20 protein-coding genes and 1 pseudogene are annotated in these 22,236 nt (G+C 29.3%); 13 read left to right on the forward strand and 8 right to left on the reverse strand.

Annotated elements, in window-relative coordinates; genetic code table 11:
- Positions 1 to 419 (forward strand): annotated as a pseudogene (locus tag N5D90_RS09865) (hypothetical protein); the annotation flags it as partial.
- Positions 420 to 513: 94 nt separating this feature from the next.
- Here N5D90_RS09865 and N5D90_RS09870 read toward each other — a convergent pair.
- From N5D90_RS09870 to N5D90_RS09880, 3 genes are read right to left on the reverse strand one after another with little or no spacing between them, the layout of a single operon-like run.
- On the reverse strand, positions 514 to 2,106 hold the full coding sequence (locus tag N5D90_RS09870) for a S41 family peptidase (protein ID WP_280062343.1): 1,593 nt from the start codon (positions 2,104 to 2,106) through the stop codon (positions 514 to 516).
- A gap of 6 nt (positions 2,107 to 2,112) precedes the next feature.
- Positions 2,113 to 3,735 carry a S41 family peptidase gene (locus N5D90_RS09875; RefSeq protein ID WP_114998017.1) on the reverse strand — a complete coding sequence of 541 codons (1,623 nt, stop codon included), beginning with the start codon at positions 3,733 to 3,735 and terminating at the stop codon, positions 2,113 to 2,115.
- 49 nt (positions 3,736 to 3,784) lie between these two features.
- Complete coding sequence (locus tag N5D90_RS09880) at positions 3,785 to 4,384, reverse strand: HD domain-containing protein (protein ID WP_038336469.1); 600 nt, start codon at positions 4,382 to 4,384, stop codon at positions 3,785 to 3,787.
- Positions 4,385 to 4,555: 171 nt separating this feature from the next.
- Between N5D90_RS09880 and N5D90_RS09885 the strand changes: the two genes are divergently transcribed.
- From N5D90_RS09885 to N5D90_RS09915, 7 genes are all read left to right on the forward strand, one after another.
- Complete coding sequence (locus N5D90_RS09885) at positions 4,556 to 5,083, forward strand: 30S ribosomal protein S16 (RefSeq protein WP_038336467.1); 528 nt, start codon at positions 4,556 to 4,558, stop codon at positions 5,081 to 5,083.
- 24 nt (positions 5,084 to 5,107) lie between these two features.
- On the forward strand, positions 5,108 to 5,632 hold the full coding sequence (gene rimM / locus N5D90_RS09890) for a ribosome maturation factor RimM (protein WP_038336465.1): 525 nt from the start codon (positions 5,108 to 5,110) through the stop codon (positions 5,630 to 5,632).
- 130 nt (positions 5,633 to 5,762) lie between these two features.
- Positions 5,763 to 7,445 carry a glutamine--tRNA ligase/YqeY domain fusion protein gene (locus N5D90_RS09895; RefSeq protein WP_280062344.1) on the forward strand — a complete coding sequence of 561 codons (1,683 nt, stop codon included), beginning with the start codon at positions 5,763 to 5,765 and terminating at the stop codon, positions 7,443 to 7,445.
- 79 nt (positions 7,446 to 7,524) lie between these two features.
- Complete coding sequence (locus N5D90_RS09900; protein WP_114998020.1) at positions 7,525 to 7,998, forward strand: hypothetical protein; 474 nt, start codon at positions 7,525 to 7,527, stop codon at positions 7,996 to 7,998.
- Positions 7,976 to 8,677 carry a DNA repair protein RadC gene (radC, locus tag N5D90_RS09905; RefSeq protein ID WP_038336461.1) on the forward strand — a complete coding sequence of 234 codons (702 nt, stop codon included), beginning with the start codon at positions 7,976 to 7,978 and terminating at the stop codon, positions 8,675 to 8,677. Before N5D90_RS09900 ends, radC begins: the two co-directional genes overlap by 23 nt.
- 27 nt (positions 8,678 to 8,704) lie before the next feature.
- Positions 8,705 to 9,934: a polysaccharide deacetylase family protein gene (locus tag N5D90_RS09910; RefSeq protein WP_280062345.1), complete on the forward strand. Its 1,230-nt coding sequence runs from the start codon at positions 8,705 to 8,707 to the stop codon at positions 9,932 to 9,934.
- Positions 9,931 to 10,818 (forward strand): hypothetical protein, encoded by an 888-nt coding sequence (locus tag N5D90_RS09915; RefSeq protein ID WP_280062346.1) that lies wholly within the window; start codon positions 9,931 to 9,933, stop codon positions 10,816 to 10,818. The genes N5D90_RS09910 and N5D90_RS09915 overlap by 4 nt, the downstream gene beginning before the upstream one ends.
- Here the strand turns inward: N5D90_RS09915 and N5D90_RS09920 are convergent.
- Positions 10,792 to 11,565 carry a class I SAM-dependent methyltransferase gene (locus N5D90_RS09920; protein WP_280062347.1) on the reverse strand — a complete coding sequence of 258 codons (774 nt, stop codon included), beginning with the start codon at positions 11,563 to 11,565 and terminating at the stop codon, positions 10,792 to 10,794. The genes N5D90_RS09915 and N5D90_RS09920 overlap by 27 nt on opposite strands.
- Positions 11,566 to 11,593: 28 nt before the next feature.
- Here N5D90_RS09920 and N5D90_RS09925 point away from each other — a divergent pair, with 28 nt between their 5' ends.
- The 3 genes from N5D90_RS09925 to N5D90_RS09935 are packed head-to-tail and all read left to right on the forward strand — an operon-like array spanning position 11,594 to position 14,992.
- Complete coding sequence (locus N5D90_RS09925; RefSeq protein WP_280062348.1) at positions 11,594 to 12,469, forward strand: polysaccharide deacetylase family protein; 876 nt, start codon at positions 11,594 to 11,596, stop codon at positions 12,467 to 12,469.
- A 10-nt stretch (positions 12,470 to 12,479) separates the two neighbouring features.
- Complete coding sequence (locus N5D90_RS09930) at positions 12,480 to 13,751, forward strand: protein O-mannosyl-transferase family (RefSeq protein WP_160279605.1); 1,272 nt, start codon at positions 12,480 to 12,482, stop codon at positions 13,749 to 13,751.
- 23 nt (positions 13,752 to 13,774) lie between these two features.
- Positions 13,775 to 14,992, forward strand: coding sequence for a hypothetical protein (locus N5D90_RS09935; protein WP_038336451.1), 1,218 nt, complete (start codon positions 13,775 to 13,777; stop codon positions 14,990 to 14,992).
- Here N5D90_RS09935 and N5D90_RS09940 read toward each other — a convergent pair.
- From N5D90_RS09940 to N5D90_RS09955, 4 genes are read right to left on the reverse strand one after another with little or no spacing between them, the layout of a single operon-like run.
- A complete protein-coding gene (locus N5D90_RS09940; RefSeq protein WP_280062349.1) occupies positions 14,985 to 16,427 on the reverse strand; it encodes a polysaccharide biosynthesis C-terminal domain-containing protein in 1,443 nt (480 codons plus the stop codon). The genes N5D90_RS09935 and N5D90_RS09940 overlap by 8 nt on opposite strands.
- Positions 16,428 to 16,474: 47 nt before the next feature.
- Complete coding sequence (locus N5D90_RS09945; protein WP_181816252.1) at positions 16,475 to 17,683, reverse strand: glycosyltransferase; 1,209 nt, start codon at positions 17,681 to 17,683, stop codon at positions 16,475 to 16,477.
- The gene (asnB, locus tag N5D90_RS09950) at positions 17,680 to 19,545 is read right to left on the reverse strand and encodes an asparagine synthase (glutamine-hydrolyzing) (protein ID WP_280062350.1); all 1,866 of its coding nucleotides are present in this window, start codon (positions 19,543 to 19,545) and stop codon (positions 17,680 to 17,682) included. Before asnB ends, N5D90_RS09945 begins: the two co-directional genes overlap by 4 nt.
- 3 nt (positions 19,546 to 19,548) lie before the next feature.
- Positions 19,549 to 20,799: a lipopolysaccharide biosynthesis protein gene (locus tag N5D90_RS09955; RefSeq protein WP_280062351.1), complete on the reverse strand. Its 1,251-nt coding sequence runs from the start codon at positions 20,797 to 20,799 to the stop codon at positions 19,549 to 19,551.
- A gap of 51 nt (positions 20,800 to 20,850) precedes the next feature.
- Between N5D90_RS09955 and N5D90_RS09960 the strand changes: the two genes are divergently transcribed.
- Positions 20,851 to 21,546 carry a YjjG family noncanonical pyrimidine nucleotidase gene (locus tag N5D90_RS09960; RefSeq protein ID WP_114998029.1) on the forward strand — a complete coding sequence of 232 codons (696 nt, stop codon included), beginning with the start codon at positions 20,851 to 20,853 and terminating at the stop codon, positions 21,544 to 21,546.
- Between the two features lie 76 nt (positions 21,547 to 21,622).
- Positions 21,623 to 22,219, forward strand: coding sequence for an LURP-one-related family protein (locus N5D90_RS09965; protein ID WP_280062352.1), 597 nt, complete (start codon positions 21,623 to 21,625; stop codon positions 22,217 to 22,219).
- The last annotated feature ends 17 nt before the right edge of the window (positions 22,220 to 22,236 follow it).

Raw genomic sequence — 22,236 nt, forward strand, 5'->3', positions numbered from 1 at the left:
ATCTTATGAAATTAAAAAACTTACTCTTTTTGTCAGCTATATCATGTAGCTTTCTAACTACCTACTCTTGTAACGATGATAATTCATCGTCAAGTTTGAACGAAAATCAAAATGTTAAACAATCAAAAATATCCTTTGATTCTGGAAAAAAACTCTTGAAATTTTCTGGAAGAAAAAATGATATTAAAAAATATCAAGATTTAGTCGCGAAAGCTGTAAAAGAAAAAATGGTTATTGGAACTTTTTCCACAAACGGACCATTAAAATGTAGTGGTTTGGAAATAAAACAAAATGATGAAACTTCTTTAACTTCTACTTTTAAAAATAATTTTGAGAAAATAGATTGTTTTACAATTGATCATAAAACGCCGTTTGATACAATACAGAATTTTATTTTCTGTAGTTTTAACAGAAAATAAAATGCGTTAGGGATTGTAGTGGAAATCCTTTGCTGTTGAGCAAAGATTGAAACGAAAAGCCCGCTCGAACGCCCAGAATATAAAAATCATCTCCTTAATTCAGGAGATGATTTTCTTTTTTTAAAACTTTATTGTATTCGATATTTCCTTTTTTGATATCATTTAAAATCCATTTCAGTTCAGCATCGGTACGTTTAATTTTATCTTGCAAATTGGGCTGAATAAGTTGGTTTGGATAAACGCCATGCGCTTGTTCTTCTCGTTTTTCCGTTGGTGAAAGATATACTGTACCTACTGAAATTTTGAGTTTGGAATTGGGCAACGTGAATTTTGGCATCAACCCAGCAACTGTTCCATTAAAATCTCCTCCCGTTTCTTCACCTACAAAAAAAGCTCGATTTTTTAGTTGAAGATTAGCCGAAATCAACGCCGAAGCAGAGTAAGAACCGCCGTTTATGATCACATACAAATTGTGATGATACACAAGTTCTTTATCTACTTTAACATGGGAAAAAGGTATATTCAATTTGTATTCATTTTTAGCATTTTTGGACGTCGAAAAATAAGTATAACCCGAACCTAACCAAAGCAACGGATAGGAATAAATGGGAAAAAGATTGTACAACGACTTACCAAAAGAGGTTTTGTTCGCGACGATTTTTTCACCTAAAAACACCTTGGAATCATCGACCAAATAAGCGTATAAATAGTGTGAATCTTTTAGGTAACCACCACCATTGTTGCGTAGATCGAGAACTAAATTTTGGACTTTATAATTCTTGATATCCGTAAAAACTTCTTTATATAGTTCGCGTATTTTTCCTTTTCTAAAATCTGTTACTTTTAGTACCGCTATCGTACTATCATTCGTAGGAAAAGCCAAATCTTTGGAATAAGTTTTGGAACTTTTAGAATAGCCGTATTTCTTTTGTTTTATCCTTACTTTTCGCTCAACTTCTTTCTGCTCTTTTGTAATTTTTGGAATTTCTGTAGCCTTATCATTTTTAGGTTTAGAATAAGCACGAAATGTTTTTTTTCGGATGATTGAATTCCCCATTTTAAAGGTTAACTCAACCGAATCTTTAATTCCATTTTCTAAAGTAAAATAATTGAGAAAAGTTCGGTTAAATACATTATCCGAAAAAGTTTGATTTTTTCCATCACCATATATACTCTTCTTATATTTATCGTATAAATACTTTGTAGAAACACTATCTATATAAAGCAAAGCTGAACCTTGATTAATTGGATTTATTTTACTGTAATCTGCCACTAAAAAAACTGAATCATTTTGCCAAAAAAAACTATAATCACTAAACGCCGATTTTGACTCTTTATATTTCTTTGTTCGTTTTTTATCTAATCGTTTATATAACGGATAAATATCTGTATGACCATGTTCTAAACTTTCGAAAATCGGAAAAAATTTGACATAAAAATCATTTGGTTTCAGCGGTTGATTAATTGTTTTTTTTAGGCTATCAAATTTATAATCAATTTGTTCTTGAGAAGTGTATAAATCTAATTTTGGATGATATCTTTTTAGTTTTTTATAAACAAAATCTACATCTTTTTTCAATTTATTTGCAGGAATCTCTTTATCAATATGTGCATTATATTTCTCTACAGAAACACAACTGCCTATCAATAAAAATGACAAATAAATTAGAGTAGATTTTAGTTGCATAGAGGGTTATTGCTTAGCTTTTATATCATTTAATATCCAATCTAGTTGAGGATCTTTTTTATTTATTAAATCTTCAAAACTCATTTTAATTGGAATATCTGGAATAATTCCTCTTCCTTTTAACTCTCGAGAAGTATTTGGTCTATAGGTCATCAATCCAACATGTAATTTTAATTTAGATTCTGACAATTTGTAATCAATAAACTGACCAGCTACTGTACCATTATAATCACCTCCTGTTTCTTCACCAACAAAAATCGCTTTTCCATCATTTTGTATAGAAGCAGAAATTATACTCGATGCCGAATATGACATTCCATTTGTTAGAACATACAAGTTTCCTTTATATTTTTTATCTGGGTTTATTGCATATTTCTTCTTTTTAGTGTTCAAAAAATAATCATTATTCTCTTTCTTTATATCAAATAATGATTTTACCGAACCATATAAGACCAATGGTAAACCAAATGTATGTCCAATAACATTCGGTTTGTTGAAGTATTTATTAATCATCGTAAATTTAGATCCAACTTTTACTTCGTTTGAAATTGCCATTTTAACCTCATCATTGGCTTTCAAAAATGAATATAAATAGTTAATATCAGACACATAACCTCCAGTATTATTTCGAATGTCTAAAACTAAATTTTTTACTTTTAATCTTTCTATAGAATCAAAAATAAATGGATATGCTTCTTTCCCATGACCAATAGAAAAAGACTTTATTTTTAGGACTAAGGTTGTAGAATCTTCTGGGTTTGGAAAAAATAATTCACGTTGATAATCATTTCTAGATTTATTGTAACCAAAGTATTTCTTTATATCTTCTTTATGTTTATATCTTTTTTTAGCAAGTAACTTTTCTTCTTTCGTTAATTTCTTTTTCTCAGTTTTTTTGTCTTCTGATTTTACAACATCAACTTTCTTTTCGTCTCTTAAATTCTTACCTTTCTTTTTAGGATATTCTCTTCTAACTATTTCAGTAAAAATCGAATCATTCTTTACAAGCGATAGCGTAATAGAATCCGTATTTCCGATAACATTTCTCAACTTTGCTGTGTAATAAACTGGTAACAAATATTCATCTAAAGAAGTAATGAAACCATCTCCTTTTCTTACGCCTATATTATCTTTTCGAAAATCTTGATAAGAAATTCCATTAATAGCCAAAATTTCTCCCTGCTTGATTAAACTTGAATCTTTAATATTTTTATTTTTCTCGAAAAAAAGTCTACCATCCAATGTTTTCAATTCAATTAAACTAAAAGGTGATTTTGTTTTCTTATATTTTTTTGCTTCAGCTTTTTCGGTCCTTTTTCTTAACATGGATAATGTAGTGTGTCCATGTCCAAATGAGGAAATAACTTTGGAAAATTCGCGCGAAAAATCATTTGGCAACATTGGTTGATGAATAGAATTTTTAAAACTATCTAATCTATTTGCGATAATCTGTTTTGAATGATACAAATCGATATCAACGTGTTTTGTTAATAATTTCTCTTTTGTATAATCAACATCCTGTTGCAATTTGTCTACGTCAATTTTCTTATCAATATGCGCATTATATTTCTGAACAGACACACAAGAACTGAAAAAAGTAACGATTAAAAGCGTAAAAATTTTATTCATAATCAAGGTTTTAAACAATAGACGGTTGGTTTAATGAAAAGTTACAATATTATTTCACTTCTTGATAAAATTCTTCGATAAAATTTTCCATATACTGATGACGTTTTAAAGCTATTTCTTTCGCTGTTTTGGTATTCATCAATTCTTTTAATCTAAATAATTTATCATAAAAATGTTGCACGCTCGACGCATCTTTCGAATTATCATAAGGATTATACAAAATATTACCAACACTTCCGCCATATGCAAAACAACGCGCAATACCAACCGCTCCAATCGCATCTAAACGATCAGCATCTTGTACAATCTCCGCCTCGATAGTTGTTGGTTTATTTCCTTTGCTAAATGAAACTTGCGAAACAATTTCCAATACTTTCAGGATTGATTCTTCTTCGACATGAATTGATTCTAAAAATTCCCTAATTAATTCCTCCGATTTATCAACTCCATCATGCAATTTATAATCACCAATATCGTGTGTCCAAGCTGCTAATTCAACCAAAAAAGAATCTGCATTCTCCGTTTCCAAAATCTTCTTTGCATTTGTCACCACACGTTCTATGTGAAAATAATCGTGACCTGTTCCTTCATCTAAAAACGTTTTTTTGATATATGCTTGTGTCTGAGTAAGTATTTCTTGTTTGTTCATTTTTTAATTTATTTCTGAGTTTAAAAATACGTCAGAATCATTATTCAAAAAACTTGATTTTTCGGAATTAATTTAATAATCACTTTTAAAATAATTATTTATCAAAAATATTGTATATTTGCACCTCAAATTTGTAAAACGGGACGAGTTCCCAAAATAATTAGTTATACTATGGCTACAAGAATTAGATTACAAAGACATGGTCGTAAAGGAAAACCATTCTTTCACATCGTAGTTGCTGACTCAAGAGCAAAACGTGATGGTCGTTTCATCGAAAAATTAGGTACTTACAACCCAATTACTAACCCAGCTACAATTGAATTAAATGTTGATTCTGCTGTAAAATGGTTACAAACTGGTGCTGAACCTACTAACACAGCTAAAGCTTTATTATCTTACAAAGGTGCTTTTATGAAAAAACACTTATTAGGTGGTGTTGCTAAAGGTGCGTTTTCTCAAGAAGAAGCTGACAAACGTTTCGACGCTTGGTTAGAAGCTAAAGGTGAAAAAGTTCAAGCTAAAAAAGACGGTTTAACTTCAGGTGCTGCTGCTGCTAAAGCTGCTGCATTAGAAGCTGAAAAAGCTGTTAATGAAGCTCGTGTAAAAGCTGCTCAGGAAGCTGAAGCTGCTGCACAAGTTGAAGAAACTCCTGCTGAAGAAGCAGAAGGTACAACTGAAGAAGTTGCTACAGAAGAATAATTTTTAAGTTCAGAGAAGGTCCAAATGACAAAAAATGATTGCTATTATTTAGGTAAAGTTACTAAGAAACATGGTTTCAAAGGTAATTTAATCATTCACTTGGATACAGACGAACCAGAATTATACGATACTTTGGAAGCAGTGTTCATCGAGCAAGATGGTGCACTGGTTCCATTTTTTTTCGAAACTTCTCAGTCTTATCAAGGCACAAAATTATTAGTAAAGTTTGAAGATGTTGAAGACGAAGATGTCGACAAATTGATCAATCGCGAACTTTATTTACCTCTAAAATCATTACCAGAACTTTCTGGAACAGATTTTTATTACCACGAAATCGTTGGTTTCACTATTTATGATCAAACAAATACAGAAGTTGGTACTATAAAATCTGTTAACGATTCTGCAGCGCAAGCTTATTTCGAAGTTGATGCGAATGGAAAAGAAATCTTGATTCCGATGATTGACGAATGGATTCTTGAAGTTAATCGCGAAGAAAAAGCAATGCTTATTCAAATTCCTGATGGGTTATTAGAAATTTATTTGGGATAACTTATCCATTATAAATCACTTATTTACTTCTATTTTTTGATTGAATTTTTCTAATTGTAAAATCCGAAATTTTCGACATTATATTTATTGTCAATTTCGTACCTTTGCAAACTCAATCGTAATTAAAAAAATGGAAGAAGAAAAAAAATCATTGAATTTTATTGAGCAAATCATTGAAGATGATTTAGCCAACGGGATGCCAAAAGAAAATTTACGTTTTCGTTTCCCACCAGAACCAAATGGTTATTTGCATATCGGGCATGCAAAAGCAATCTGCTTAAACTTCGGTTTAGGACAGCGTTACAATGCACCTGTAAACTTACGTTTTGATGACACTAATCCTGACAAAGAAGAGCAAGAATTCGTAGATTCTATCCGCGAAGATGTGAAATGGTTAGGTTTCGAGTGGGCAGAAGAACGCTATGCTTCTGATTATTTCCAGCAGCTTTACGATTGGGCTGTTCAATTAATTAAAGAAGGAAAAGCGTACATCGACGACCAATCTTCGGAAGTAATTAATGAACAACGTAAAACACCTTTTGAACCTGGAATCGAGTCTCCTTTCAGAAATCGTTCTGTTGAAGAAAATTTAGATCTTTTCGAACGAATGAAAGCGGGAGAATTTGAAGAAGGTACACATGTTTTACGTGCAAAAATTGACATGACTTCTCCTAATATGAACATGCGCGACCCTGTTATGTATCGTATTTTGAAACGTCCTCATCACCGCACTGGCGATACATGGAAAATGTACCCAATGTACGATTGGACGCACGGAGAATCTGATTATATCGAAGGAATTTCTCACTCATTATGTTCGTTAGAATTCAAAAATCATCGTGATTTATATGAATGGTATGCGAATAATGTTGAGTTGCCAAATCAACCTCAAAAACCAAAACAACGCGAATTTGCTCGTGGTAATGTTTCGTACATGATTACAAGTAAACGTAAGTTGATGAAATTGGTTCAAGAAGGGGTTGTAACAGGTTGGGACGATCCACGTATGCCTACAATTTCAGGTTTGCGTCGTCGCGGTTACACACCAGAGTCTATCAAGAATTTCTGGAATACAGCCGGTGTTGCAAAACGTGATAATGTATTGGATATTTCGTTATTAGAATTTTCTGTTCGTGATCATTTAAATAAAATTGCTCCTCGTGTTTTTGCTGTCATTGATCCTGTAAAAGTTATCATCGAAAATTATCCTGAAGGGCAAGTGGAGGAATTAGAAATTGAGAATAACCCAGAAGATGAAACTGCTGGAACTCGTATCGTTCCTTTTACTCGTGAAATCTATATCGAACGTGAAGATTTTATGGAAGAAGCGCCTAAAAAATTCTTCCGTTTATCATTAGGAAACGAAGTTCGTTTGAAAGGTGCGTATTTCATTAAAGCTGAAAGAGTAGAAAAAGATGCTGAAGGAAATATCACCACAATTTATGCAACTTACGATCCTGAAACGAAGTCTGGAAGCGGAACTGAAGCTTCTAAACGTAAAGTAAAAGGTACATTACATTGGGTTTCTGCAACAGAAAATATTCCAATCGAAGTGCGCGAATATGACCGTTTATTTACAGTTGAATCTCCTGATTCAGAGAAAGATGTTGACTTTTTACAATTTGTCAATCCAAACTCTTTAACTGTAAAAGAAGGTTTTGCTGAGCCTGCTTTGAAAGAAGCTAAAGTCGAGGATAAATTCCAATTTCAACGCATTGGATATTTTGCTTTAGATCGTGATTCTTCTACAGAAAAATTAATTTTCAATAGAACAGTTACGCTTAAAGATACTTGGGCAAAAGTCAATAAATAAAAAATCTATTTTATTAAATATCAAGCTCGAACAAATTTGTTCGAGCTTTTTTTATTATATTTAATCCAAATTCTTAACCATGAAAAATAAAATCACTTACATCATATTTACTGCATTTATCGCCTTATCAAGTTGCAAATCAACCAAAGCGACAATAGAAGAAAAAGCGAATGATTCTACTGATAAAATTGAAAGAACGCAAGAACCAACACTTATCGGGAGATGGAAATTGGTGAAATTATCAGGCGGAATCGTTGGTCGAGAACAATTGCCTCCAGTAAATAGAGTAACTGTGATAGAATTTACGCCTACCGAAATGATTACCATTATCAACGGAAAAGAGACAAATCGTGTAACTTACTCGATAGGGCAAGGGAAAAGTATTCACAAAACAGAACCTGTTCCAATGATTTATACCAACGGAATTACATCGATGGGAAAAAGTTTTCGTATTGAAGGAAATACTCTTGGAATTAGTGAGGAGTTTCATGACGGTTTTTATTATACCTATATAAAAATTGCGAACGACGATGACGGATTACTTAGAGAATAAAAATTCGATAAAAAACTGGAATGAAGATGATCGTCCTCGCGAAAAATTAGCTTTAAAAGGACGTTCATCGCTTTCTGACGCAGAATTGTTAGCGATTATCATGGGAAGCGGAAATCGTGAAGAATCGGCTGTAGAATTGGCAAAACGAATCTTAAATTCTGCGAACAATAATTGGAATGAATTAGCTAAATATTCAATTGTAGATTTATGCAAATTCAAAGGAGTTGGAGAAGCAAAAGCAATTTCGATAATCACTGCAATGGAAATTGGTAGAAGAAGAAATTCGCAAGAGGTTTTGGAGCGTGATAAAATTACTTCGAGCAAGGACGCAGCGATCATTTTACAGCAACAAATTGGCGATTTACCAAACGAAGAATTTTGGGTGATGTTTCTGAATCAAGGAAATCGAATCATCAAAACTGAGCAAATTTCGCGAGGTGGAATTAATCAAACCGCCGTCGATATTCGAGTAATTTTTAAGCGCGCCTTAGAATTAATGACAACTGGAATGATACTTTCTCACAACCATCCGTCTGGAAATCTTACTCCAAGTCAGTCTGACATACATATTACTCGAAAAATTAAAGAAGGTGCTACGCTTTTGGATATTCAAGTTTTAGATCATGTAATTGTTTCTCAAAAAGATTTTTATTCGTTTGCGGATGATGGTCTAATTTGATATCTTTAAGCTTTATTGAAAACTATTTTGAGTCAAGAAATCATCATATTTACAGAGAAAATTACAAATCGAATTGAATATATTTTTGATTTTATTTTTCATGATTTTTCTGGAATTGACTACAAAACGACTACAGATTTTGAAGAATTTTCACAATCAATTTTACCAAAAATCAACTTTTCAAATCAATTTTTAGAAAATGAAATCAATTATAAAGTTGATGATATTTTATTAGAAACAACTATTCGAAAAGATATTGATTATTCAATTTTAAATGAATTTGGAAAATGTTTTTTTTGGCTTTCTCGTTATGAAGAATACATTGCAAAACCAGAACAATTTGATCAACATGATCGTTTTTTAGGTTCGGATTTAGATTATTATAAGCCAATTGTAGATGAAATTTGTATTGAAATTCAAAAAAAGATAAAATCTAAATTTTCTGAAATTTATTTTAAACAGAGAGTATTAAAACAGATTAATACACATGATGTTGATTATACATGGAAATACCTAAATCATTCTACTAAAGTAAAATTTGGCTCACTTTTTAAGAAAATTATTAAAGGAAATTTTTCGGAAGCAAAACAGCAAATCAAGATTTTAAATCAGAAAGAAAAAGATCCTTATGATACATTTGATTATTTGAAAGATTTAGCTGAAAAACATCAAATCGAAACAGTTTTCTTTTGGTTATTGGGTGATTATTCAAATTTCGATAAAAATCATCATTGGAAAAATAATGCTCAAAAAGATTTAATGAATAACATTTCAACTTGGGCAAAAATTGGAATTCATCCTTCTTATCAATCTAATTTTGAAGAAAATAAATTAACAACTGAAATTAATCGATTAGAAAAAATCATCAATCAACCGATAAAAAAATCACGTCAACATTTCATTAAATTGAACTTTCCATACACTTATCAACAATTGTTAATAAACGAAATTTCGGAAGATTACACCATGGGATTCCCACATCAATTAGGCTTTAGAGCTGGTACTTCTACTCCATTCAAATGGTTTGATTTATCAACAAATCGACAAACATTGTTAACAATATATCCTTTTGTCGCAATGGATGTTACATTGAAAAATTATTTAAAATTAACACCACAACAGGCTTTAGAAGAAATAAAACGATTGAAACAAACAATTAAAGCCACAAACGGAACGTTTATAACATTATTCCACCAATCAAACTTGAACGAAGATTGGGCTGAATGGCGAAAAGTTTACGAAAGTATTTTTGAATGATAAAAAGAGTTTCTCGAAAAAAATTAGATGTTAATAAATACACCGAATGTCTCAACAGATCGGTGAATTACCGCATTTATGCAGAAGTTTTTTATTTAGATGCTTTAGTTGAAAACAATTGGGATTGTTACGTTTTAAATGACTATGAAGCCATAATGCCTTTACCTTTTGTAAAGAAATTTGGGTTTAAATTCATTGTTCAGCCAATATATTGTCAACAATTAGGGGTTTTTCATCAAGCAAATTTCTCGAAAGAAACTTTCAAACGTTTTGAAAAAAAACTGCATCGAAATTTAGTGAGAGCTTATGCTTTTAATGAAGAAAATACGGAGATGTTTGAGCCGAAGGGACAGAAAAAGGTTAATTATATCTTAGATTTGGGTCAAGATTATGAAAGTTTATTTTCTAATTACAGCAGAAATCGAAGAAACAAAGTTAGACAAGCAATAAAATTTGATTATAACTTAAACAAAACTAATCAATTAAATAACTTTCATAAAATAAATTCTTCTTACGAGTATATGACTTCAAATAACTTAATTAACTATTCAAAAGATAAACTTGAGCAGTTATTAAGTAAAAAAATCATTAATGTTTATGAAATTTTTGACAATGAAAAGAACTTACTTGGTTGTCAATTAATCATGATTTCTAAAAATAGAATTTATAATTTTGCTTTCGCAAGAAATAAGAATTCGAAAAGTAATTTTGGATCAGACTTTATGATAGATTACATTATCAAAAATTTTTCTAATTCAGAGTTAACACTTGATTTCGAAGGTTCTATGGTTCCTTCTATAGCTAAATTTATGCAAGACTTTGGTCCTATAGAAAAGCATTATACAAACTATTCTAATTTAGATTTTTTGACAAAGAAAAATTAATTCACGGTAACCATTTCCAACAGAAAGTTTCTTCGCTAAGTCATAATCAATTTTATTACGATAATCAATTTTTTCGATTAGCATATTTTCACGTTTTAATCGTTCTTGAAAATCTTGACCATGTAATCGTAATAAATCTTTTTCACCATAATTTTTTAATCGTTCTTCTTCCGTCTTAAGTTCAGCATTTTCAAACGTATTATTTATTGGATGAATAGGAGTTTGAATCAATGCTTTTCCTCCTTTTTTTAGAACGCGAAACAATTCATCAATTGCCTTTTTTTCATCTGGAATATGCCCTAAAACATGACAACAAACTATATAATTAAATGTGTTATCAGGATAATTTATTGATGTAATATCCATTTCTTCATCAGCAAGATTGATGTTAATATCTGCATTGACATAACGTAAATTATCGGTCTGTTTAAAAATATTTTTCAAAGCATCTTCTGGAGCAATATGCAATAATTTATTAGGCCTAGCCAATAAATCTGTTTCGTTTTTTATAAATTCTAACAAAACTCTTGTCCTTTCTAATGAACCGCAATTTGGACATTCAGCATTCTCTCGGTTATCTATACCGTTTGATTTATCCAAAAATTTAGAAAAAGATTCTTGACAACAATTGCAATAAAAATTATTTCCTTTCAGAAATAATCCATTCAATTTCTTCAAATTTTTTCTATTATTAATTCTTATCTTTTCAGAAAATAATTTTTTATAAAATGTTTTAATTGCATTCATTACTTACAAACGTTAAGACTGCTATTTTATGATATTAAATTTATTCAAAAAAAATATATTTCCTTTTTACCACACAGTTTCAGATAAACGATTAATTCATATCGATCAATTATATCCATTAAAATCTGTTGATCAATTTCAGCGTGAATTAGATTTTTTTCAGAAAAATTATGTCAATATTTCTATGATTGAATTAATTGATTTGTACAAAAAAAATGGTTCTATTCCTCAAGAAAATTACTTTCATCTTAGTTTTGATGACGGTTTGAAACAATGTTACTCTATAATTTCACCAATATTAAAAGAACGAAATTTAGATGCAACTTTTTTTATCAATCCGAATTTTATAGACAATCAAGAAATATTTTATCGGTATAAAGTTGCTTTCATTTTAGAAAATATTACAGACAATAACCTTAAAAAAGAACTTTTAAATTATTCTATTCATGATCTTAAAAAAATTGATGAATTAATTAATGAACAAGAAATAAAACTAAATGAAGCTGAAATCTATTTGAATGAAGCTGAAATTAAAGCCTTAATTCATCAAGGATTTACAATTGGTGCACACTCGATGAATCATCCTTATTATCGCGATATTTCTTTCGCACAACAACTTTTAGAAACGAACGAAAGTTTAGATTTTATCCAACAAAAGTTTAATTTAGATTATCGAGTTTTTTCTTTTCCTTTTACAGATGACGGCGTTTCTAAAAACTTTTTTAATACTATAAAATCCGATTTTACATTTGGTACAGCTGGAATAAAAGATGATGAATTTTCAACAAATATTCAGCGACTTCCGATGGATAATTGTATTTCTAATCCTGCAATTTTTGTCCAAAAAAATCGTTATAAATTCTATATTCAAAAGTTACTACAAAAACATATTGTATCTCATTAACACAAAAAGAGTGAAAAAATTTTACCATTTATTTCTTACATTATTTTTCTTAATCATTTATCGTTTAGGAAGTTTTAGTAAAATAACTTTTGGTGATGCTGCTGGAAAAATATTGGATATAGAACGAAATCAATTTACGTATGAAACATATTCATTAACTCATTTTTTGTATTTCAACTTCAATATTCTAATTCACAAATTATTTCCTTTTATAGATACCATTGAGATTGGACGTTGGGTAAATATTATTTCTGCTGTAATAGTTTTAAATATTTTATTTTCTATTCTTCAACTCTTAAATAAAAAACTTTGGATTTCTCTTTTAGGTACAGTTGCATTTGGATTTAGCTTTACTTTTTGGAAAAACACTGAAAATATAGAGGTTTACACTTTTTGTTTAATTTGGATTTCACTTTACGTTTTATTTGCGATAAAATTTGTTCAAAATAAACAATCTAAAACGCTTTTATTTGCAGGAATAATGCTTGGAGTCAGCTTGTTTTCTCATGTACAAGGTGTTCTATTAATTCCTTCTTATTTTTATTTATGCTACTTGGCTTTTAGAAATAATGTTAAAAACAGACTAATTTTCAGTTATTTTTTTATTCCTTTTCTATTTTTAGCATTGCTTTATATTTATCCAATTATTAATAACGAATCTCTGAAAAATGTTTTATCATCTTCGGAAAAATCATGGGTTTCTGACTCATTAAAGAAAGATTTAGTAAGCTATTCAAAAGATTTAATGAAAGCATTAGGTTATATTATTTATAATTTTTGGTTTCTTAATTTTGCCATATTCTTTATTCCAATTAGAAATTTTATTAAAGACAAATCATTACTTTTTTTAATTATTTTCGGTTTACCTGTTTTTTGTTTTTCTACTATTTATGCTGTTAGCGATAATTATGTCTTTTTCTTAAATTTTAATTTAGCCTATTTGATTATTTTAAGTATTGGTTTAAACAATTTTATTACAAAATTTCCGAAGAACACTTCATTAATTTCTATTCTTATTTTCTCAACACCGCTTTATTATTATTCGGCCAAACAACTTGCTATGCAAACAACAAAAGGGAAAGAATTTCATCAACAAAAAGCATACAAAGACGGATTAAATTATTATTTGCTTCCTTGGATGAATAACAATAAAGGTATTTTAGAAGTTATTTTGAATAATGAAGAAACAAATGAAGATATTGAATGGATGAAAGAAACAGGTCAAAAATTAATTGATCTAAAATCCAAAACAATGACAAAAGAAGAAATAAAAAAGTTGTAAATTAACGTACAAATCAATTGTTTATGAGAACGTTATTTTATATTATTTTTTGTTTTTCTATTTTTTCGTGCAGTAGTCAACAAGGTGGTTTAGTTTTTCCAAATCAATCAACAACTTCAAATTCGGTAAGTTCTACAAACCAATCTACAATCAAAAATTTTATTATCACAGATGATTTACAGCCAATCACTTTACAAGTAAATGTAATTGTTCTGAAACGAGATGATGGAACGGGAAATTATGATTTAAAAAATCCAGAAGAGAAACAGGCTTTAGAAAATTTCATGAATGCAAGCAATGACGTTTGGAGCAAATTTACTCAACCAAATGACTTAAATGGCTGTTATACTGGAAAAGATTTTTATCAAGATGCTAAAATTCGTTTTAAATATAATTACATTGAAATTAAAGATAACTATGCTTGGAATTATAAAAATAGTGGTGCTGATTTACAAAATATGAAATACAACGGATTTACACCGTATAGAGGTTGGTATTTAACTTATATAGATGATAAAATTTCTCAAGACGCTACAATGCCTAAAGGAATAAATGTATATCTAACAATGGATGCAGATAATTATGATCGTTTATATAAAGTAAAAAGCAAAGATTTTGATTTAAAAGAAGTTGCAGCAGCAGAATCCCCAAGTAGTAACTTATCACAAAGTATTAGCATTCATATCCCTAACCGATATTTAAAATATCTTTCTCATCGATTTCAAGATCCCATTCGTTTTAATAAAACGGTTGAAGAAACAATGTCATGGGATTTAGGAGATGCTCGAGGATTAGCTCACGAAATTGGACATAGCCTTGGTTTAAATCATAGTAATGAATACCACAATACAAATGCGTGCAAATTTTCTATAATGTCTCAAGTTGGTTCGGATCCTAAAAATTATCTTCAACCAACAGAAATTTTAAAGGCTCATAAAAATCTTAGAGAGACTAATTTAATTCAATTTGTAACAGAAGATTCTTTTTTAGGAAATACATTTTTAATCAATGAAAATACAAATTGGGATAAAACACTACGTTTTTATTCAAATTTAAAAATTGAGAACAATGTAATCTTAACAATTTCAGAACCAGTAATTTTAGCTCCAAAAGCAAAAGTAATCTTCGGAAATAATTCAAAGTTAATTTTCGAAAAAAATGGAAAATTAATTTATCCAAATGGAAAAGAATTTAATGAGTATATCAACAAGAAAAATAGTTCTATCGTAAAAATCAAATAGGCATATCTAATGATTGATATTTTTTACGGAAAATTAAACCTATTAAGACAACAAAAACAATTCCTTCTAAAATTGCAATCCATATATTAAAATCAATTATTCTTCTAAAAACTTGATCAATACCGAACATTAAAATTAAAACTATCAACTGCTCTGCAATAGATTTAATATATTTTTTTTGTTTAAAAAAGCCTATTGATTCCTTATAAAAGAACAAACATAGCATCACAACATAACTTATTAATGTTGTAATTGCAGCTCCAATGTATCCATAAGTCGGAACAACAAGAAAGTTTAATATAACATTAATAATTAAACAAATAATTAATATTTGAACGATTGTTTTTAATTTATTTCTGAATTTTAATTTGTTTTGGTTAATCGTAATTATTCCATAAATAAACGCACTAAAAAAAACATAAGGCATGATAATGTAGCCGTTTCTAAACTCTTCTCCTAAAAGAATTTCTGAGATTTCTTTAGAAAAAATAGAAATTAAAAACGTAATCGGCAATAAAGTAAAAATATAACCAAATAAATACTTTTGAAGTAAATTGTCTGCTTCATTTATATTATGAGATAATTCTTTGTTCATTTTAGGATTAATAACACTAAAAAATACAAAAACAAACGCTGTAATAGAGATTTGTGCAATATCATAAACTTTGGTGTAAATACCTACATTTCGCATATTATCATACATGGCCAAAATATATCGATCGCTTGAAACTAACAATAAAGTTATTATACTTGAAATAAGAACAAACGAACCAAAATTTAGAAATATTTTTAAATATCGCATTCTAACTAAATTAAGGTTCAGACTTTGTATTTTTTTATGATAGATCAGATAAAATCCAATTCCAACAACAAAGATTAAATCTATAATAATAGAACTACTAATCAATGAAGTGATATCAAAATCTAAAATAAATGCAGAAAATAATAAAACTATAAAACTGAATACAACTTGCGTTATCAACAAAATATTATTGAGCTTTGCATAGCCTTTTATTCTCAAAATCACATAAAATAATCCTAACAATTCTTTCAAAACAAAATGAAAAAAGCTAAGTATGATTAACTTATAAACCAAAGAAGGTGAATGATAAAATGCAATAAACATTAAAGAGCATAGAAACATCACCACGCTCGAAATCAGATATAAAAAAAGAAGATTTGAATAGAATTTATTTAAAATTTTCTTTCTTTCAAATGAATTATAAAACCGCCAAATACAGCTTGATAACCATGAATAGGAAACAGTAGATATATATAAAAATATCCCCATAACTAATCCTAAATATCCGTAATCTTCAGCAGAATAATGTCGTGTAAAAATTGGTGTTTTTATGACATTAATTCCCATTGGTATTATCATTCCTAATAAATACCAAAACGTATCCCGAAAAAAAACGTTTTTAGAATTATTCATATTTTTTTAAAATAAATGATAATTAAAAATTCAATTAAAGAAAGGAACTATTGCTTTTCATTTAACAAAAATTGATATGTTTCTAATAACATTTCTTCCATAATATCCCAATTATATCTTTCATCAACAGCCTTTATTCCATTCTTTGCAAATTCATCAAAAGCTTTTCGATCATTTAACAAATCTAAAATTGTATTGGCTAATAATTTTTCATCATTTGGTTCAATCGCAATTCCAACATTATTTTCCAGCACATATTTTTTCATATAACCAAAATTGCTTGTAATAATCGGAATTCCAAAATTCATGTATTCAAATAATTTAATCTGAATAATTTCTTCATGGGTTTTAGCAAAAAGCAGAGGATTTAAACCTATTTTTATTTGATTAAAATAATCTGAAACTTCTTGATGAGGAACAAAATCTTTTAAAATTACATTTTTTTCTAAATTATTTTGTTGGATAAATTGCTTTATCTCAAATTCAAATTTTTTATCATACACTTGCCCAAGAAAAAGCAATTTATAATCTGGCAATTTCTCAACGATATATTTAGTAGATTTCAAAGCAACCAAAGCTCCTCTCATTTCAGATAAACCTCCTACATATGCTGCATCATATATTTTATCTTCGTAAGTTAAATGTTTACGTTGATCCTTAAGATTTGTAAAGTTATACATTATTTTTATCGGAACATTCGGGACATTCTTCTTAAAACGATTATATAATCCATCATCTACTGTAAAAATATAATCATAATCTTTTACCTTTTTATATTCCCAATTTTGAATATAATCTGCATAAGTATTTGTGATTATTTTAGGTATTTTTGAATCCTTAAAACGATAATCTTTCATATTTTTATCCAAAGGCTCCCGTCCATCGTAGATAAATTTAGGATTATTTCCTATTTTTTTTAAATCCCCTAAAATCCTATTTATTCTTGCATCATGAATATGATAGAGATCTGCTTTTATTGACTGACAATATTCTAAAGCTTCATCATATTCTGTTTTCACAAACGAAAGCCTTTTGAAAAAATAATTCAACAATAAAGTTGGTAAATACTTTTTACGTTTCAATTGTAGATAATGAATTCCTTCCTTTGTGATTCCTTTTCCACTAACATCTCCAATCGTAATATAATGAACATTATACCCATTTTTAACTAAAGATATAGCCTGTTTCCAATATATTCTGTCATCGTATAAAGTATGTAAATCTGCTAAAAAAACGATTGTATATGTCTGTTTCATTTCTTTTTCATTAATAAGCTCGTAGAAATTAAAAACCATTTTTTTGAAGGATGATCTATCCAATTTTTATAATTTTCTCCAAAATAAGTCTTTAATTCAGGAAAATCTTGTTCTAAATTAACACTTTCTAACCATTTTGAAGTAGGCATAGAAAATCCTTTTTTTTTCATAGAAAGCACATCTTTTGGTAAAATAGTTTGCACATTTTTTCGTAGAAAAGACTTATTGTTTTCTTTTGATAAATCTTGATCTAAAAATGAACAATTAAAATATTTCTGAACAAATAAATGATCCAAATACGGAAAACGCATTTCGATTTCGTTTTTCATCGCTGGTGAATCTGTTCGCAACGAATGATGAGAACTGATATAATAATAAAAATCCAAATAAGAGATTTTCTTTAACAAAGGCATTTTCTCAAAATTGATATTTGTAGATTTTACCTTATTCATCAAAACCGAAATTGGATGTTCCCAATCAGCACTTCCATGCATCGAAAATAATTGTTGAATAGCTTTCCAAGAAGAAAAACTTCTCATAATAAAAGGTGTAGCTTCTAAGCCAAACGTAGAGATTTCTTCGTATTTATTTCTCTTCGATCCTGTAAGAAAATATCGAAATGATTTCCATAAAAACGCTTGATATTTTTCTAATTTTTTGGCTTGATTGTAATAACCGTAACCATAAAATAATTCGTCCAATCCAAGTGCATTATGCAAAACGGTATAATTATTTTGTTTCGCTTTTTTCGTTAAAAAATAAGCCGGTTCTGGAGAAGAATTAGGCTCTTCCTCTGCAAAACAACATTCTTTTATCGTTTGTAAATCAACTTGATTTTCGATCTCAAACGCTTTGATATTCAAATTTGCATTTAGTGCATTACTTTTTGCAAAAGCTAACTCATTTTGTTCTGGAACAGATTCGTTATAAATTGTCAATGCATCAATATCAGAATTTTTCTGCCCTATCATATACGCCAATAATCCTGAATCTAATCCTCCACTCAGCATTATTGCTTGCTTCACATCTGAAACAGAACTAAGGTTAACAACTTTATCTACATCGTTTAAAAATTCTTCTGAAGAAATTAATTGATGATTCGGTTGATAATTTAATTGCCAATATTGGTTTTTCTCAGATTTAAAATTTGATAAATCAACTTTTAATTGAGTAGCAGCTTCTAAGGAATAAATATTGTTATAAATTGTATTTGGAGCGAAACTCGAATTGAGATAAAATGTATATGCTAAATGTTTAAAATTGATTTCCTTTTGAACCAAATCTGTCGCAAAAATCCCTTCTATTTCTGAAGAGAAAATAAAATTTTCTTCATCTAAAAAATAATAAAAAGGCTTAATTCCAAAACGATCTCGCCAAATATTTACTTCATTTTTTTGATAATCAACGATTACAATTACAAACATTCCACGCAAATATTGCACAAAATCGATTCCAAGCTTTAGATACAATTGAAAAGCAACTTCAGAATCTGAATCGGAAATAAAATCCACATCGCTTAAAAATTCATTTCGAAGTTCTTTAAAATTATAAACTTCTCCATTCATCATAAACGAAATTTTCGCGTCGTTATCGTAAAATGGTTGCATCCCATTATTTGACAAATCAATAATAGATAGACGATTAAAACCTATCCAATTATTTGCTTGTATTCCATCCGAATTTCTTAAATCAAATTGTGTTCGTTTATCAGATAATTGACTTGAATAAAAATGAATTTCTTTATCAAAAAAACTGGTATGAATGGTATTATTCGGACCACGATGTTTGATCGATTTTAAAGAATTTAGAATCGATGAACCGCTTAACTTATTTTTAGAAAAAATACCAGAAATTCCGCACATTTGCTACTTTTTATAACGTTTCAGCTCTTTCATTACAAAGTAAAGTTGAACCAAATAGCCCATTCCCGCAAAGAAAGAATATAGGGATAACGTCAAAAGTATGTTTTTATTTAGTCCGCCAATCACACAAGTAATCAATGTGACGAAAACCAAATAAATATTGAAGTATAGTGCGTAATGATTTTTCTTAATCACCACAACAATTTGCTGAATAGGATTCATTGCAGAACGACACAAAATCCAAAATGAAAGTATCCATATCATAATATGTAAACCTCTCCATTCTGGTCCAAGCATCCACTCGAGAATAAAAATTCCGATACAATTCATCAACAAAAGAAAAACAGCAATTGCTCCAACGTTGTACAGCACCACTTTTTTCGATAAATCATATAATTGATGCGAACGATGATCAATCATTGCAGCAGATTTCTGAAAGAAAACTTTCGACATCGAATTGGAAAGTAATGTCAAAGGAACAACCAAAATTTTAGCTGAATTTCCTACAAAAGCTACATCTTCTTTCATAAAATAAATCGCGATCATAATGGGGAGCAAATTGTTCGCAATTGCATTCAACGATTCTGAGGGTAATGTATATTTTATGATTTCTTTGTTCTTAGAAATTGTTCGTTTAGCCAAACCAAAATCAATCGAAGAAAATCGTCCTTTTGTAATTGAAAAATAGTATGCACAAGACAAAACTGTTCCGAAAATTGTTCCATAAATCAATCCTGTTTCTTTGTAACCCATCCAATAAAAAATGAACTGAAAAAAAACCGAAAACAGCGCATTAATCACAAATCCTGTCGAAATACTTTTGAATAATTTATACTTCGTAAACAATGTATTTTGAACATTATTCCAAGCTGTAAATAATCCTGCAATACAACTTAAGAAAACAATAAATAAGGAAGTTTTGAATGTGAAAATTTCTTCTAAAATAGCATAACCCAAAAAGAATAAAATCGTTACAATACTACTCACTAATAATAAGGTTGTGAACAAATTTCGAATCGCTTTTGATGATTTCGAAATCACGAAAATATTCTCTAAACGAAATGTTGTCAAAATAGCTAGAATCGCCACAAAACTCAAAAAAGCATTATACGTTCCCGACGCTTCTGGACCATAAATTCGAGCCAAAATAATTCCGCCAATAAACATAATCACTTGCGCAATTGTGTTACCTGCCAACAAAGACAAAACACCTTTGGCATTCTTCGTTTTAAATTTTTCTAACTTCGCTTTCAATTGATATTTTCTTCATCAGCAAATCTACATAAAATCCTTAGCTTTGCATTTATGAACACAATAAAACACGTTTTTTTCGATCTTGATAACACACTTTGGGATTTCAGAAAAAATGCAAAATTCGCGCTAGATGAGCTTTACAAAAAGTATGATGTAGAAAATAGATATGGTTTTACATTCGAGGAATTTCATCCATTCTATCACGATAGCAATGAAGGACTTTGGGCTTTGATTCGTGACAAAAAAATTACAAAAGAAGAATTACGTGCACGTCGTTTCAAAGAAGCTTTCGATAATCTTGGAATTGATAATGATGCTTTAGCAAAGATTTTTGAAGAAGAATACATGGAAACGATTACCAATTATAATGAAGTCGTGGATGGCGCGATGGAATTATTGGATTATTTGAAGCCAAAATATAAACTACATATTATCACAAATGGTTTTATCGAAGTTTCGAAACGTAAAATTGAAACATCAGAATTAAATGGTTATTTTGATACGGTGACTTATGCAGACGAAATCAAAATCTTGAAACCTGATCCTCGTATTTTTTCTTTGGCAATGGAAAAATCTGGTGCAAAAAAGGATGAATCTATTTATATTGGAGATGATTGGATTGCAGATGCTGTTGGTGCAAAAGCTTTCGGAATGTCGGCTATTTTCTTTGATCGATTAGATGATAATTTTTCGATGGATGATGTTCCTACTATTACACATTTAGATGAAGTAAGAGAATATTTATAAACTTAAGGTTCAGAAATTCTGAACCTTTTTTTATGTCGAAAAAAAATCTATTTTTGATAAAAATTACTCAACACTTATGAATTTAAACAACCTAAAATTTCCGCTTGATATAAAGTTTCATATTGCAACTTTTTCCAATGATTTTTCTGTAACGGACGCTAATAATCAACCTGTGTTTTATGTACGCGAAAAAATTCTTTCGTGGCGAGACGTGATTAAAATCTACCGTGATTCATCGAAAAAAGAAGAACTTTTTCAACTTCGTTCGAATAAAATCATCGATTTTCAACAAACTTTTACCATTACAGATGCGAACGGAAATATTGTTGGTAAAGCAAAACGAAAAACTTTCAAATCCTTTTGGAAAGCGACTTTTCATATTTACGACGCAAATAATAATCATTTATTTACAATCAACGAACGTAGTGGTTTTACGCGCATGATGGACGGATTTGTTGGCGAAATTCCCGTTGTAGGATTTTTCTCTGGTTATATTTTCAATCCAAAATATGTTTTAACTGATTTACAAGGAGGAGAAATGATGGAAGTGTCAAAAGAACCTTCATTCTTTGGACGAAAATTTAAATTAAATCAATATCAATCATCTGAAAATGATACACTTTTTGTATTAAGTTTTATCTTGATGTTAATTACAGACAGAGATCGAGGATAATTTTATTTGAAAAATAT

Source organism: Empedobacter sp. GD03797 (genome assembly GCF_029842105.1).
GTDB classification, from domain to species: Bacteria; Bacteroidota; Bacteroidia; order Flavobacteriales; family Weeksellaceae; genus Empedobacter; species Empedobacter falsenii_C.